14 protein-coding genes are annotated in these 15,376 nt (G+C 68.2%); 8 read left to right on the plus strand and 6 right to left on the minus strand.

What is annotated here, in order from left to right:
• Window positions 1-43: 43 nt before the first annotated feature.
• A complete protein-coding gene (locus SH203_RS01360) occupies window positions 44-2,263 on the plus strand; it encodes a S9 family peptidase (protein ID WP_087119077.1) in 2,220 nt (739 codons plus the stop codon).
• Window positions 2,260-2,823: a GNAT family N-acetyltransferase gene (locus SH203_RS01365; protein WP_087119532.1), complete on the plus strand. Its 564-nt coding sequence runs from the start codon at window positions 2,260-2,262 to the stop codon at window positions 2,821-2,823. The genes SH203_RS01360 and SH203_RS01365 overlap by 4 nt, the downstream gene beginning before the upstream one ends.
• Here the strand turns inward: SH203_RS01365 and SH203_RS15580 are convergent.
• The 4 genes from SH203_RS15580 to tpiA form a co-directional block, all read right to left on the minus strand.
• Window positions 2,820-2,978: a hypothetical protein gene (locus SH203_RS15580; RefSeq protein WP_200808756.1), complete on the minus strand. Its 159-nt coding sequence runs from the start codon at window positions 2,976-2,978 to the stop codon at window positions 2,820-2,822. The genes SH203_RS01365 and SH203_RS15580 overlap by 4 nt on opposite strands.
• Before the next feature lie 104 nt (window positions 2,979-3,082).
• Window positions 3,083-4,735 (minus strand): CTP synthase, encoded by a 1,653-nt coding sequence (locus SH203_RS01370; RefSeq protein ID WP_087119078.1) that lies wholly within the window; start codon window positions 4,733-4,735, stop codon window positions 3,083-3,085.
• 123 nt (window positions 4,736-4,858) lie between these two features.
• Entirely contained in the window at window positions 4,859-5,299 is a 441-nt protein-coding gene (gene secG / locus SH203_RS01375; RefSeq protein WP_087119079.1) for a preprotein translocase subunit SecG, read from the minus strand.
• A gap of 68 nt (window positions 5,300-5,367) precedes the next feature.
• A complete protein-coding gene (tpiA, locus tag SH203_RS01380) occupies window positions 5,368-6,120 on the minus strand; it encodes a triose-phosphate isomerase (RefSeq protein WP_087119080.1) in 753 nt (250 codons plus the stop codon).
• A 140-nt stretch (window positions 6,121-6,260) separates the two neighbouring features.
• On the opposite strand from tpiA, the gene SH203_RS01385 reads away from it, so the two are divergent.
• Both SH203_RS01385 and trpE read left to right on the plus strand, forming a co-directional pair.
• A complete protein-coding gene (locus SH203_RS01385; protein ID WP_087119081.1) occupies window positions 6,261-8,168 on the plus strand; it encodes a peptidyl-prolyl cis-trans isomerase in 1,908 nt (635 codons plus the stop codon).
• Window positions 8,165-9,685 (plus strand): anthranilate synthase component I, encoded by a 1,521-nt coding sequence (gene trpE / locus SH203_RS01390; protein ID WP_087119082.1) that lies wholly within the window; start codon window positions 8,165-8,167, stop codon window positions 9,683-9,685. The genes SH203_RS01385 and trpE overlap by 4 nt, the downstream gene beginning before the upstream one ends.
• Here trpE and SH203_RS01395 read toward each other — a convergent pair.
• Window positions 9,682-9,882 (minus strand): peptidoglycan-binding protein, encoded by a 201-nt coding sequence (locus SH203_RS01395; RefSeq protein ID WP_087119083.1) that lies wholly within the window; start codon window positions 9,880-9,882, stop codon window positions 9,682-9,684. The genes trpE and SH203_RS01395 overlap by 4 nt on opposite strands.
• An 88-nt stretch (window positions 9,883-9,970) precedes the next feature.
• Between SH203_RS01395 and SH203_RS01400 the strand changes: the two genes are divergently transcribed.
• From SH203_RS01400 to lexA, 4 genes are all read left to right on the plus strand, one after another.
• Window positions 9,971-10,561 carry an aminodeoxychorismate/anthranilate synthase component II gene (locus SH203_RS01400; RefSeq protein ID WP_087119084.1) on the plus strand — a complete coding sequence of 197 codons (591 nt, stop codon included), beginning with the start codon at window positions 9,971-9,973 and terminating at the stop codon, window positions 10,559-10,561.
• A 2-nt stretch (window positions 10,562-10,563) separates the two neighbouring features.
• Entirely contained in the window at window positions 10,564-11,601 is a 1,038-nt protein-coding gene (gene trpD, locus SH203_RS01405; protein WP_087119085.1) for an anthranilate phosphoribosyltransferase, read from the plus strand.
• Complete coding sequence (gene trpC / locus SH203_RS01410; RefSeq protein WP_087119086.1) at window positions 11,598-12,392, plus strand: indole-3-glycerol phosphate synthase TrpC; 795 nt, start codon at window positions 11,598-11,600, stop codon at window positions 12,390-12,392. The genes trpD and trpC overlap by 4 nt, the downstream gene beginning before the upstream one ends.
• Before the next feature lie 132 nt (window positions 12,393-12,524).
• Complete coding sequence (gene lexA, locus SH203_RS01415; RefSeq protein WP_087119087.1) at window positions 12,525-13,223, plus strand: transcriptional repressor LexA; 699 nt, start codon at window positions 12,525-12,527, stop codon at window positions 13,221-13,223.
• On the opposite strand, the gene SH203_RS01420 is transcribed toward lexA, so the two are convergent.
• Entirely contained in the window at window positions 13,204-15,309 is a 2,106-nt protein-coding gene (locus tag SH203_RS01420; protein WP_234989342.1) for a ComEC/Rec2 family competence protein, read from the minus strand. The genes lexA and SH203_RS01420 overlap by 20 nt on opposite strands.
• Window positions 15,310-15,376: the final 67 nt, after the last annotated feature.

A 15,376-nucleotide genomic window follows, 5' to 3' on the forward strand; every position in this document is an offset into this window, starting at 1 on the left:
CCTCAAGGTGCGGCCTTCGACTTTCAAACGCGGGGAGCGACCGATGAACCGTCGGCAAGTGATAATGTCCTCTGCGGCGACGGCGCTCGCCGCCTCGGCCGTCCCCGCCCTCGCTCGCCAACCTGTCGGAAACTCGATGCCCCAACCGCCCGTCGCCAAGAAGATTCCCGTCGTCATCGAACAGCTGGGCCGCACCCGCACCGACGACTATCAATGGATGAAGGACGACAACTGGCAGGCCGTGCTGCGCGACCCGACCCTGATCAAGACCGAGGTCAAGGAGCATCTGACGGCCGAGAACGCCTATCGCGAGGCCATGATGGCCTCCACCCTGCCGCTGCAGCAGACGATGTTTGCGGAGATGCGCGGCCGCATCAAGGAAGACGACAGTTCCGTCCCGGCTCCCGACGGCGGCTGGACCTACTATGTCGAATACCAGACCGGCGACCAGCATCCCCGCTACATGCGCGTCGAACGCCAGGGCACATGGATGGTCGATGGCCAGCCGGTGACGAAGAACTTCGTCATGGCCCCGACGCCGCAGCTGCTTCTGGACGCCAACGTCCTGGCCGAGGGCAAGGCCTATTCCGAGGTTTCGGCTGCATCGCACAGCCCCGACCATGCCCTGTTCGCCTATGCCGAGGACGCCCAGGGGTCCGAGGTCCACAAGATCTACGTCAAGGACCTCGCCACGGACGAGGTTCTGCCCGAGGTGATCGACAGCGCCACGGGTGACTTCGTCTTCTCGCCTGACAGCCAGTGGATATTCTGGACCAACCGCGACGACAACGGCCGCCCGGACAAGATCTTCCGTCGCCCGGCGCGCGGCGGCGAGACCACCCTGGTCTATGAGGAGGACGACGACGGCATGTTCATCGGCGTGGGCCGCACGGCCGACGACCAGTTCATCGTCATCGGCATCCAGAACCAGGAAACGTCCGAGGCCCGCTACATCCCTGCCGCGACGCCCACCGCGAAACCGATGGTGCTGGAGCCGCGCGTGGTCGCCATTCGCTATGACGCCGATCACTGGGGCGACCGCTGGGTGATCCGCACCAACGCCGACGACGCCATCGACTTCAAGATCGTCCAGGCCCCGACCGCGACCCCGTCAAAGGCCCACTGGACCGATTTGGTGCCTCACACGCCCGGCCGTTTCATCGAGGGTCTGGACCTGACCAAGGGGCATCTGGCCCGTCAGGAGCGCGCCGACGCCAACACCCGCATCATCATCCGCGACCGGGCCGGCGCCGAGCATGAAATCGCTGTGGACGAGCCCGCCTTCGCCCTGTCGCTGGCTGGCGCGTCAGAGTTCGACACCACGACGACCCGCTACGCCTACAACTCGCCGTCCACCCCGACCCAGACCTTCGACTACGACATGGCGACGCGCGAGCGGACGCTGCGAAAGACCCAGCAGATTCCGTCGGGTCACAACGTCGAGGACTATGTCGTCGAGCGGCTGAACGCGCCCGCGTCAGATGGTCAGCTGGTGCCGGTCACGGTGCTGCGCCGCAAGTCGACCCCGATCGACGGTTCGGCGCCACTGCTTCTCTATGGCTATGGCTCCTACGGCATTCCCATGCCCGCCAGCTTCTCGACCAACCGGCTGTCGCTGGTGGATCGCGGCTGGATCTACGCCATCGCCCATATTCGCGGCGGCTCCGACAAGGGCTGGGGCTGGTTCCTCGACGCCCGGAAGATGACGAAGAAGAACACTTTCACCGATTTCATCGCCGCCGCCGAACATCTGATCGAGCGTAAATACGCCTCGACCGGACACATCGTCGCCCAGGGCGGGTCGGCGGGCGGCCTCCTGATGGGCGCCGTCACCAATATGCGGCCCGACCTGTGGGCCGGCGTCATCGGACAAGTGCCCTTCGTGGACGTCATCAACACCATGAGCGACACCTCCCTGCCGCTGACGCCGCCGGAATGGCCCGAATGGGGCAACCCCATCGAGGATGTGGCCGCCTACGACTATATGCTCAGCTACAGTCCCTACGATCAGGTCGCGCCGAAAGCCTATCCGGCCGTGCTGGCCACAGGCGGCCTGTCCGATCCGCGCGTCACCTATTGGGAGCCGGAGAAGTGGGTCGCCAAGCTGCGGCCGGCCACCACTTCGGGCAAGCCGGTGCTGCTGAAGATCAATATGGAGGCCGGACACGGCGGGGCGGCCGGGCGGTTCGACTATCTGAAGGAGGTCGCCCACGACTACGCCTTCGCCGTGTGGGCCATCGACAAGGGGTGGCAGGCCGCGTGACCCCGCCCAAGGTTCGCAACGCCGGTTTCGACGACATCGCGACCATCACCGCCATCTACGCCGAGAGCGTCGTCAACGGTCGCGGCACCTTCGAGCTTGAGCCGCCAGACGAGGCCGAGATGGCGTCGCGTCTGGCGGCGGTCGAAGCCCTGGGTCTGCCTCGCCTGGTCGCCGAAATCGACGGCCGGGTCGCCGGCTACGCCTACGCCGCGCCGTTCCGCACGCGCCAGGCCTATCGCTACATGGTCGAGGATTCGATCTATGTCGCACCCTGGGCGCGCGGCCGGGGCGTCGCCGGCGCCCTGCTGGACGCCCTGATCAAGCGGTGCGAGGCCAGGGGGCTTCGTCAGATGGTCGCGGTCATCGGAGATTCTGAAAATACCGGCTCCATCGCCCTTCACCGCACGCGGGGCTTCACCGACGCCGGCGTCTTCAAGGCGGCCGGCTGGAAGCACGACGACTGGCGCGACGTCATCTTCATGCAGCGCGCCTTGGGCCAAGGCGGCGATGCGGCCCCCGACGCGCCCGGCCTGCCCCTGATCGACAAGAAACCCCGCTAGACCGACGACGACGACGCCGGTCGGCTCGGTTGATCGCCCATGCGCCGCACCGCCTCATAGCCGAGCAAGGCCGCGCCGACGAGGAGCATCACCCCGCCGGCGATCAACACCAGACGGACGTGCCGGTGCAGGTGATAGAGCAACTCGCCGATCATCGACGGTCCCGCGACATTTCGGATCGTGCCAAATCGATCCGTTCCGGCCGTCTTAACGCAAAAGCCGCGCCTGACGGAGTCGCAGGTCCGTGAACGGTGTCAGGTCACACCAGCCGGCTTTGAACCACGGCCGCCTCGATGAAGCTGGCGAACAGCGGGTGCGGCGCGAACGGCCGGCTCTTCAGTTCCGGGTGATACTGGACCCCGATGAACCAGGGGTGGTCCGGGCGCTCGACCGTCTCGGGCAGCACGCCGTCGGGCGACAGACCGGCGAAAACCAGTCCGGCCTTGGCCTCAATGGCGTCGCGATAGTTGATGTTCACTTCGTAGCGGTGGCGATGGCGCTCGCTGATCGCGGTCGAACCATAGATTCCGGCGATTTTGGAACCGGCCGCCAGCGTCGAATCGTAGGCGCCCAGCCGCATGGTGCCGCCCAGGTCGCCGCCCTGTTGACGCAGAACGCGCTGGTTGCCCTGCGTCCATTCGGTCATCAGGCCCACGACAGGCTCAGTGGTCGGGCCGAACTCGGTGGAGGACGCCTTGGGATAGCCCGCCAGGTTCCGCGCCGCCTCGATCACCGCCATCTGCATGCCGAAGCAGATGCCGAAATAGGGAATGTTGCGTTCGCGGGCGAAGCGCGCAGCCTCGATCTTGCCTTCCGAGCCGCGCTCGCCGAAGCCGCCGGGCACCAGCACGGCATGGGCGCCTTGAAGCCGTTCTTCGCAGGCCTCGGGATCGCCCTCGAAGGTGTCGGCCTCGACCCAGTCGATGTTGACCTTGACGTTATTGGCGACCCCGCCGTGATGCAGGGCTTCGATCAGCGACTTATAGGCGTCCTTCAGGACCGTGTATTTGCCGACCACGGCGATGGTCACTTCGCCGTCGGGCTGCAGGCGCCGACGCGAAATCTCCTGCCAGCGGGTCAGGTCCGGCTCAGGCGCGTCGGTGATGCCGAAGTGGGCCAGGACTTCGCGGTCCAGCCCCTCGCGGTGATAGTCCAGCGGCACGGCGTAGATGTCGGCCGAATCCATCGCCTGGATCACGCCGCTTTCGCGCACATTGCAGAACTGGCCGATCTTGCGCTTCTCTTCAGCCGGAATGGGCTGTTCGCAACGGCACAACAGGATGTCCGGCTGGATTCCGATGGAGCGCAGTTCCTTGACCGAATGCTGCGTCGGCTTGGTCTTCATCTCCCCGGCGGTCTTGATGAAGGGCAGCAGGGTCAGGTGGACGAAGCAGGACTGGCCGCGCGGCAGGTCCTGACCCAGCTGGCGAATCGCCTCGAAGAAGGGCAGCCCCTCGATGTCCCCGACCGTGCCGCCGATCTCGACCAGCACGAAATCGACGTCCTCGCCCTGATCGGTCAGGGCGGGCGTCAGGCAGAAGGATTTGATCTGGTCAGTGACGTGGGGAATGACCTGAACGGTCGCGCCCAGATAGTCGCCGCGACGTTCCTTCTCCAGAATGGTCGAATAGATGCGGCCGGTCGTGACGTTGTCGGACTTGGCCGCCGAAACGCCGGTGAACCGCTCATAGTGGCCCAGGTCCAGATCGGTTTCCGCGCCGTCGTCGGTCACGAAGACCTCGCCGTGCTGATACGGGCTCATCGTGCCCGGATCGACGTTCAGATAGGGGTCCAGCTTACGCAGGCGGACCTTGTAGCCGCGCGCCTGAAGAAGAGCGCCGAGAGCGGCGGAGGCGAGGCCTTTTCCTAACGAGGAAACCACGCCGCCGGTGATGAACACATAGCGAGCCATGGGGGGACACCTTACTCCATGATTCGCGAACGGCGCATGGCCCCCGCGAATCGAACTGTTGATCAAAAGAAGAAAGCGCGCCCTGCGGCGCGCTTTCCAAAACTCTGGTCGGGTCTTCGCCCCTTAACGGGCGGGCTGCTGCGCCGGGGCCTGAGCGGGATGGGCGGAGGCCGAAGGCAGGCTGGCTTCCAGATCGTCCAGCGACGGCGCCGCCGGTTTCGCCGGAGCGGCCGGCTGTTGCTGGGCGGGCTGTTGCGGCGCCTGCGTCTGGGGCGTGGTGGCCAGCGATCCGACGGCGTCGGCGTCGATGCCCGACACCGAGGCGCGGTCCATATTGCCGACCACGGTCAGCACGATGGTCAGGCCGAACAGCAGGGCCGCCAGAATCCAGGTGATCTGCGTCAGCAGATTGCCCGCGCCACGCGCCGTCATGAAGCCCGAAGGCCCGCCGCCCATGCCCAGGGCGCCGCCCTCTGACCGTTGAAGCAGCACCACCCCCGTCAGGGAGACGGCGACGATGATAATGGCGACGAGCAGAATGGTCTGGAGCATGGTGTCAATCATGTGGGCGCGGACATGCGCCGATCAAGCGGCGGCCTCTATCATCGAAGCGCGCCGGGGGCAAACCGTCCTCAGACAGCCGCCTTCATGATCGGAATGAAATCGGCCGCCTTCAGCGAGGCGCCGCCCACCAGGGCCCCGCCCACCTCGGGCGTCGCCAGGATGTCGCGGGCGTTGTCGGGCTTGACCGAACCGCCATACAGGATCGGGGCTGTGCGCGCGCCCTGCCCCAACCGCTTGACGATGGCGGCGCGGACGGCCGCATGAACCTCGGCGATCTGCTCCAGCGTGGGCGTCAGCCCCGTGCCGATCGCCCACACCGGCTCATAGGCCACGGCGAAGGGCCGTTCCGACAGGCTGTCGGGCAGCGAACCCTCGACCTGGGCCGAGACGACGGCGATCGCCTCGCCCGCCTCCCGCTGGGCCAGGGTCTCGCCGACGCAGACGATGGGTTCCAGACCCGCGGCGATGGCCGCCTCGACCTTGGCGGCGACCTCGGCGTCGGTCTCGCCGAACGCAGATCGGCGCTCGGAATGGCCCAGGATCACCAGGGTCGCGCCCGCATCCGCCAGCATCTCGGCCGAGACCGACCCGGTGAAGGCCCCCGACGGCTTGGCGTGGCAATCCTGCCCCCCGACCGCCGCCTCACCGTCCCTCAACACCGTCGCCATGCGGTCGATAAGCGTGGAGGGCGGACACAGGGCGACTCGGCAGGCGCCGTTCAGGGCCTTCGCGGCCTCGTCGATGGCCCGCGCCTGGTCCAGGGCGCCGCCCAGACCGTGCATCTTCCAATTGCCGACGATCATCTTCACGGATTGTTTCATGGCCGCCTGTCTAGGGGGCGCAAACTCCGAAGCCAAGAGGCCGCGCCGCAATCTGGACATCATGCCGTCCTTGCGGCGGCCCGCCCGGCGCGACTATACGCGACAGCTGACGCCAATATTGGCCTGTCCCGGGTTTTCGAATGCTCACCGCCTTCCGCGCCTTCTCTCGATCCAAATGGGCGGCCGCCCTGCTTGCCCTGATCGCGATCAGTTTCGTCATCGTCGGCGCGCGAATGGACGTCTTCTCGAACCTGGGGCCGAAACACGTGATCGACGCCGGCGAGCGTTCGATGAACGAGGCCGAGTTCAAGACCGCCTTCGACCAGGTGCGCGAGCGACTGCAGCAGCAGGTCGGTCGTCCCCTGACCAATCAGGATCTGGTCGCCGAAAACATCCACACCCGCTTCCTGACCGAGCAGACCGAACAGCTGGGCTTCCTGAACTGGGCCTGGAAGGCGGGCATCCGTCCGGGCCAGGAGCTGATCGTCAAACAAATCCGCAAGATCCCGGCCTTCTTCAACTCGGTCACGGGCCAGTTCGACCAGCAAGCCTATCAAGCCGCCCTGGCCCAGCAGAACCTGACCCCGGCCATGCTGGAGCAGGATCTACGCGACCAGTACGCCACCGAGCATTTCGGCGCCGCCGTCTTCGCCGGCGCCCGCGTGCCGCGCATCTACGGCGCCCTGCTGGCCGGATCGGCCCTGGAGACGCGCGACGGTCGCTGGTTCGAAGTGACCTCGGCCATGGCGGGCCAGGTTCCCGCCCCGACCGACGCCCAGCTGAACGCCTTCATCCAGGAGAACGCCGAACGTCTGCGCGCGCCCGAGTTCCGCATGGTCTCGGTCGTGCTGTTCACGCCCGACAACGCCGGAAACGCCCCGATCTCGGAAGACCGCATCCGCGAGCGTTTCGAGTTCAAGAAGGACACTCTGGGCAAGCCTGAGACCCGCACCTTCGTCACCCTGACGGCCCCGAACCGCGAAACGGCCCAGAAGATCGCCGCCGCCCTGCGCGCCGGTCAGTCGCCGGCCGATGTGGGGCGCGCGAACAATATCGCGCCCGCCAGCTTCGACGCCACGCCGCGCGCCGCCATAGGCGACGCCGCCACGGCCGGCGCCGTCTTCGGCCTGCAGGCCAATCAGGTGTCCGATCCCGTCCAGGCCGGCGTCGGTTTCGCCGTCGCCAAGGTCACGGCCATCCAGCCCGCCGCCCCAGCCTCGCTGGACAGCGCCCGTCAGGAGTTGATCCAGGAACTGCGCGCCGAGGACGTGAAGACCCAGACCTACGCCAAGGTCGAGAAATACGAAGCCGCCCGCACCGCCGGCAAATCCCTGGCCGACGCCGCGCGTGAGGCCGGCGGCCGCGTGGTCGACCTGCCGCCCTTCACCAAGGACGGCAAGCTGCCGAACGGTCAGGCGCTGAACGCCCCGCCGCAAATCTTCGAGACGGCCTGGAGCCTGTCGAAGGGCGGCGAGAGCGATGTGGTGGACGCCGGCCAGGGCCAGTATTTCGCCATCCGCGTCAACGACATCCGACCCTCGGCCCTGCCGACCCTGGCCGAAGTCCGCGCGCCCCTGGCTGAACAGTGGGTCCAGCGCGAAACCATGCGCCGCCTGTCGACCAAGGCCGAGGAACTGACCGCCCGCGTCCGCAAAGGCGAGGACATCGCCGCCGTCGCCCGCTCGGTGAACGCGCCCCTGACCGTCCGCACCGGCGTCGTCCGCAACCAGACCACCCAGCAGTCGCTGGGTCAGGGCGTGCTGCAGGGTCTGTTCGGCCAGTCGAAGGGCCAGGCCTTCTCGCAGCCGTCGTCCCAGACCGCCTACGTCGTCGGCCGCGTGGACAACATACATGCCGCCGATCCGGCCGCCGCCGGGCCGCTGGCCGAACAGGTTCGTCCGCGTCTGACCCAGGAACTGGTTCAGGCCATGGTGCAGTCGTCCTTCACCGCCGGCGCCCAGCGCTCCAAGGCCAAGAACGACCCGGCCCAGGCGCTGTCGGCGCTGGGCCTGTCGGCCGACGCCAAGCCCGCCGCCCCGGCGCAATGACGACGGCGACGACACCCGCCGCCGCCGATTTCGACGCCTTCGCCGCCGGTCTTCGGGCCGGTCGGCCGCAGGTGATCGTGCGCCGGATCATCGACGATCTGGAAACGCCGGTTTCGGCCTATCTGAAGCTGGGCCTGAACCGTCCCTACGCCTGTCTGCTGGAATCGGTGGAAGGCGGCGCGGTCAACGGGCGATACTCGATCCTGACGCTGGACCCCGACGTGGTCTGGCGCTGCCGGGCGAACGCGGCGGAACTGGCGCGCGGGCCAGCCATCGAGCAAGGCGTGTTCACGCCCGAGGACCAGCCGGCGCTTCAATCGCTGCGCGCCCTGATCGCCGCCTCGCGCTTCGACCTGCCCGACGATCTGCCCCCCATGGCGGCCGGGCTGTTCGGCGTGTTCGGCTATGACATGGTGCGGCTGCTGGAGCCGTTGGGCCCGCCCAATCCCGATCCGCTGGACCTGCCGGACGCGGTGCTGACCCGCCCGTCCCTGGTCGCCATCTTCGATTCGGTGCGTCACGAGATCGTTCTGATCTCCGCCGCCTATCCCGACGCCGGACTGGAAGCCGGCTCCGCCCATGAGGCGGCGGTCGCACGGCTCGACGCCTTCGAGGCCGCCTTGCGCGATCCCCTGCCGGTCCGCGCCGCGCCGCAGGAAACGGCGGCGCCCGCCTTCGCCTCCCCGGTGGACGAAGACCGCTTTGGCGAGATGGTGGCCCGCGCCAAGGACTATATCTCCGCCGGAGACATCTTCCAGGTGGTTCTAAGCCACCGATTCTCCGCCCCCTGGTCGGACGATCCCTTCGCCTTCTATCGCTCGCTGCGTCGCCAAAACCCGTCGCCCTATCTGTTTTATCTGAACTTCGACGGCTTCCAACTGGCGGGGTCCAGCCCGGAAATCCTGGTCCGGCTGAAGGACGGCGAGGTGACCATTCGCCCGCTGGCCGGCACCCGCGCCCGCGGCGAGACGCCCGAGGCGGACAAGGCGCTGGAGATCGAGCTGCTGGCCGATCCAAAGGAGCGGGCCGAGCATCTGATGCTGCTGGACCTGGGCCGCAACGATGTGGGCCGGGTGGCGGCGCCGGGCACGGTCGAGGTGACGGAAAGCTTCGTCGTCGAACGCTACAGCCAGGTCATGCACATCGTCTCGAACGTGCGGGGCAAGGCCGATCCCCGGCTCGACGCCGTCGACACCCTGCTGGCGGCCCTGCCCGCCGGCACCCTGTCGGGCGCGCCCAAGGTTCGCGCGATGGAGATCATCGACGAGCTGGAAAGCGAAAAGCGCGGCATCGGTTACGGCGGAGGCGTCGGCTATATCTCGGCGGGGGGCGAGGCGGACATCTGCATCACCCTGCGCACCGCCCTGTTCGCGGACGACCGCATCTTCGTTCAGGCCGGGGCCGGCGTGGTCGCCGACAGCGACCCGGCCGCCGAATACGCCGAAACCCGGCACAAGGCGCGGGCGCCGATGCGTGCGGCCGAGGAAGCCTGGCGCTTTCGCACCGGCAATCGCTAGCGGGTCAGCGTCGACGGATCGTTGAACTGAACGCCCGGGCCGACGATGACCACCCCGGCCATCAGCACCGCCGCCGTCGCCGCAAGGGCGGCGGCGCCCAGGGCTGCAGCCGCGCTCGGGCGAGTTTCGACCATGACCAACTGCGCCTTTGCGGCAGCGATCTTGGCGGCGATGTCTTTTTCGGCGGTCAGTTTCACGCCCGCATCCTGCGTTCGCGCGGGTTAAAATGCGCTTTACCGCCGCGCCGGCTTGGCGCGGAGGCGCGTCGCGCCTAGAAGCCAAGGCATGATCCTCGTCGTCGATAACTACGACAGCTTCACCTACAACCTCGTCCACTACCTCGCGGAGTTGGGCGCGCCGACGCATGTGGTGCGCAACGACGACCTGACGGTGGACCAGGCGTGGGCGCTGAACCCCGCCGCCGTCCTGCTGTCGCCCGGCCCCTGCGCGCCGGACCAGGCCGGCATCTGCCTGTCCCTGATCGAGACGGCGCCGGCCGCCATGCCGATCCTGGGCGTCTGCCTGGGCCATCAGGCCATCGGTCAAGCATTCGGCGGCGAAGTGATCCGCGCCAAGACCCTGATGCATGGCAAGACCTCGCCGATCCTGCACGAGGGTCACAGCGTCTTCGCCGGCCTGCCCTCGCCCTTCACCGCAACCCGCTATCATTCGCTGGCCGTCAGGCGCGAGACCCTGCCTGCGGACCTGGAAGTCACCGCCTGGACCGCCGACGGCGAGATCATGGGTCTTCGGCACCGCAGCCGCCCGATCCACGGCGTGCAGTTCCACCCGGAATCGATCGCCACCGAACACGGCCACGACATGCTGGCCAACTTCCTCGACATCGCCGGCGTGAAGCGCCTCGCGGCCGCCTGATCGTGGCGGAAGGGTTCAAGCCGATCCTGGCCCGGCTGGTCGAGGGCCAGCCGCTGACGTCGGAACAGGCGCACGACTTCTTCGCCGCCTGCCTGCGGGGCGAGCCGACGTCGTCCCAGGTCGCCGCCGCCGTCACCGCCATGCGGATGCGCGGGGAGACGGTGGACGAGATCGCCGCCTTCGCCGCCGCCATGCGCGAGGCGGCCCTGACGCTGGACCATCCGCACGAGGTCATCGACACCTGCGGCACCGGCGGCGACGGCCAGCACACCTACAACATCTCCACCGCCGCCGCCCTGGTGCTGGCCGGAGCCGGGCTGAAGGTCGCCAAGCATGGCAATCGGGCGATGTCTTCGAAATCAGGCTCTTCGGACGTTCTGTCGATCCTGGGCGTCAACCTGATGGCGGATCGGGCGCAGCAGCGGCGCGCGCTGGACGAGGCCGGTATCTGCTTTCTGTTCGCGCCCGCCTATCACGGGGCCATGCGTCACGTCGGCCCAGTGCGGGCCGAGATCGGTTTTCGCACCGTATTCAATCTTCTGGGGCCGCTTTCGAACCCGGCGTCTGCAAGACGTCAGGTGATGGGCGTCTATGATCCCCGTCTGCTGGAGCCGCTGGCCCAGGTGTTGGGACGGCTGGGCGCTACGCGCGCCTGGACGGTCCACGGCCAGGGTCTGGACGAACTGGCGACCTCCGGCCCGACAGACGTGGCCGAATGGAAGGACGGGGCGATCCGACGTTTTCAGGTCACGCCCGAAGACGCCGGCCTGCCGCGCAGCCCCATCGACGCCATTCGCGGCGGCGACGCGGAAGAGAACGCCGAGGCTCTGCGCGCCTTGCTGGCGGGCCAGAACGGCCCCTATCGCGACATCGTCCTGCTGAACGCCGCCGCCGCCTTGGTCGTGGCCGACAAGGCGGCCGATCTGGCCGAAGGCGCCGCCCTCGCCGCCGCCGCCATCGACGACGGCCGGGCCGCCGAGGCGTTGGATCGTCTGGCCCGCATCACCACCACTCCGCTGGACCCCGAAGCCGACGCATGACCGACGTTCTCGACCGCATCGCCGCCTATAAGCGCGAGGATGTCGCCGCCCGAAAGACGGCCACGTCCCAGGACGCGATCGAGGCTCTGGCCAAGGCCGCCTCGGCGCCGCGCGGCTTTCGCGCCGCGCTGGAGCGGGTCGGCGAGGAAACCGGCCGCCCCGCCCTGATCGCCGAGATCAAGAAGGCCAGCCCGTCCAAGGGTCTGATTCGCCCCGATTTCGATCCGCCCGCCCTGGCCCGCGCCTATCAGGCCGGCGGCGCCGCCTGTCTTTCGGTGCTGACCGACGGTCCCAGCTTCCAGGGCGACGACGCCTATCTGGCCGCCGCGCGCGACGCCGTCGTCCTGCCCTGCCTGCGCAAGGATTTCCTGGTCGATCCGTGGCAGGTGGCCGAAAGCCGCGCCCTCGGCGCCGACTGCATCCTGGTCATCCTGGCCATGATCGACGACGCGCTGGCGGCCGAACTGCTGGCGGAGGCCGAACGGTTCGGCATGGACGCCCTGATCGAGACGCACGACGAAAACGAAATGGCCCGCGCCTGCGCCCTAGGCGGCGATCTGGTGGGGGTCAACAACCGTTCGCTGCGGACGTTCGAGGTCGATCTGGAAGTGACCGAGCGTCTGTCGATGCTCAGCCCCGTGCGCGCCCTGCTGGTCGCGGAAAGCGGCATCTTCACGCCGGACGACGTCGCGCGCGTTTCCGCCGCCCACGCCCAGGCGATACTGGTCGGCGAAAGCCTGATGCGTCAGGCCGACGTCGAGGCGGCGACGCGGACCCTGCTGGCGGCCTGAAGCGCGCCCCTTCCGGTCAAACGGACGGTCGAGCGAAGCCGTTAAGTTGACATTAGGAAGGAACACTTACAGAACATCGTCAATGTTCACGGCCCGTTCCGATTCTGCGGAGGGGCGCTTGAGGGCTTGGCGATGCTCACGCGCAAACAGCACGAACTGCTGATGTTCATCCACGAACGGATTCAGGAGACGGGCGTCTCCCCTTCGTTCGACGAGATGAAGGAGGCGCTGGACCTGGCCTCCAAGTCGGGTATCCACCGGCTTATCACGGCGCTGGAGGAGCGGGGCTTCATCCGTCGTCTGGCCCACCGGGCGCGCGCTCTGGAAGTGACCAAATTGCCCGAACAGGCGACTGCCGGCGCGCCGCGCGGCCGGGCCGGGTTCAAGCCCGACGTCATCGAAGGCGGCGCACCCGCACGCGAGGCCGCGCCCATGGCCGCCAACGACACGCGCGAACTGCCGCTTCTGGGCAAGATCGCCGCCGGCACCCCCATCGCCGCCATCCAGCACGAGCAGGAGCGTCTTCCCGTGCCGGAATCCATGCTCGGCAAGGGCGATCACTACGTCCTGGAAATCGAGGGCGATTCGATGATCGAGGCGGGCATATTGAACGGCGATCTGGTCGTGATCCGCCGGGGCGACACTGCGACGAACGGCGAGATCGTGGTGGCCCTGGTCGAGGGCGAGGAAGCCACCCTGAAACGCCTGCGTCGCAAGGGCGGCTCCATCGCGCTGGAACCCGCCAATCGCAACTACGAGACCCGCATTTTCGGCCCCGATCAGGTCGAGGTTCAGGGCAAGCTGGTCGGTCTCATGCGCCGCTATCACTGACGTCGGGGTCGGGCTGGCGCGTCCAGGGACGGTTTCCGCGCACGTCGGTCGTCCGGACCGCACGCCAGCCTTCGCCGTCGCGCCACAGCTCGACCGCTCCGCCCCGGGCGAAATCCACGCCGTCCAGAACCAGACGGTCGGCGCAGGATGCGGGCAGGTTCGTAACGACAGCCCGCACGCCGACGACATCGGCCGCTTGGCACAATGAAGCCAGACGCTCGGAATCGGGCGCCCGCTTTCCCCACCACAGCGCGACCGGACCGGCAGCCGCGCTTTGAGGCCGGCACGAGAAGCGATCGCAGGTCCAGCCGTCCGCATCGCGTCCGATCAGCGCCATTCCCCGTCGACGAGACCACAGGTCGGCGGCGAATTCCCGTACGCCCGGCCGGACCACAACCGCCTCGCCCTGTCGGCTGAAGGCCGCGTTGGTTCCGCCGTCGCCGATCCAGAGGTCCGGCGCCGGCGGCCTGTGCCAGATCAGCACCGCCGCCGCCAGCGGCAGGCCCAGCCAACGCAGCCGCCCGCGCCACAGACAGATGAACAGCACGCCCACGAAAGCGATGAGCAGAACGAAATCGGGCGCGCTGGGTATGGTTCGAACGGCGCCCGGTAGATGCGCCGTCCACGATCCGATCGCCAGCATCAGATCGACGCCCCATCCCGCCACGGCCAGGAAGGGACCGCCCAGTCCGACGGGCTCCAGCACCGCGCCCAGCGCCAACGCAGGCATCAGGATGAAGTCCGCCACCGGCGAAGTCCCCAGATTGGCCAGCAGGCCGTACATGGCGGTGCGGTTGAAATGCTGCATGGCAAACGGCCCGGTCGCCAGACCCGCGACCACGCTGGCCGCCACCGCCGCCGTGATCCAACCTGAGAACCTTTGGATCGCCAGAATCGGCCAGGGGGCGGAGATTTCGCGCGGACGTTTGGGCCAGGCCTCGACCAAGGCCACCAGCGCTGCCGTCGCGGCGAACGACATCTGAAAACCGGGCGTCACCACGGCCTCGGGCTGGAGCGCCAAGACGACGAAGGCCGCCACCGCCAGACCGTGCATCGTCACCGCCTGCCGATCCAGCAGGATGGCGAGAAAGGCGATGGAGGCGGTGATGGCCGCCCGCTCGGCCGGCGGCGGCGCGCCGGACACCACCAGATAGGCGGCGATGGCCGACAGGCCCGCCAAGGCCGCGACCTTCTTGCCCGGAACACGCAGCGCCAGCCAGGGCCAGGCCGCGACGCCCAGCCGCACGCCGAAGAAGACGAACCCGCCGACGATGGCCATGTGCAGGCCCGAAACTGACAGGATGTGCGCCAGCCCGGAATCGCGCATTACATCCAGGTCTTCCTGATTGATCCAGGTTTCGTGGCTGGTCGTCATGGCCGCCGCGATCCCGCCGGTTCGCTCGCCCAATCGCGCGACGATCCGCCGGGCCAGACCATAGCGCGCGCCGTTGACCGCCATCTCCAACCGCAACCGCCATGGCGCGTGCGGCAAGTCGGCGGCGCGCGTCTCGCCCAGCGCGAAGGCCACCCCGCCCATGCCCTGGAAGAAGGCGTTGCGGCCGAAGTCATAGGCGCCAGGGCTGGCGGGCGCGGGCGGCGGGTTCAGAATGGCGAACAGTCGGATCGCCTCGCCCGGACGCGGCGGCTGGCCGCGCACCGTGGCTCTCAGCCTGACCGGCGTCTGATCCGGCGACAGGCCGCGAATCCAGACCGGGGCGATCACCACGCGCGCGCCGCGCTGGCCGGGGCTGTCCACATCGACCACCCAGGCCTCGATCACCGTCGGTTCGCTCAGCGTCGGGGCAATGGGGGCTGCGACGAAGACCGTGCGCGCCTTGGCCGCCGCCAGCCCGGCCGCCAGACAGGCGATCATCAAAAGGGGCCATGTGACCCGGCGCGACCGTCCCGCGCCCTTGGCCGCGCCCCAGACCCCGAAGGCCACGACAGCCGCCAATCCCAGCGGCCAGAACGCCGGCTCGAACCGCAAGACGAAATAGACGGCGCATCCGCCGCCGAACGCCACCGGCCCCCATAACCGCCATCTCGACGCCTGGGCGGCGACCTGATCGACCAGCCAAGATCGCAATCGCGCGCCGGGGGTAGGTTTTGCCGCATCGGGGCGTATAAGGGCCTCGCCTACGGACCCCTCCCCC

This window comes from Brevundimonas sp. SH203, assembly GCF_002157625.1.
Classification (GTDB): domain Bacteria; phylum Pseudomonadota; class Alphaproteobacteria; order Caulobacterales; family Caulobacteraceae; genus Brevundimonas.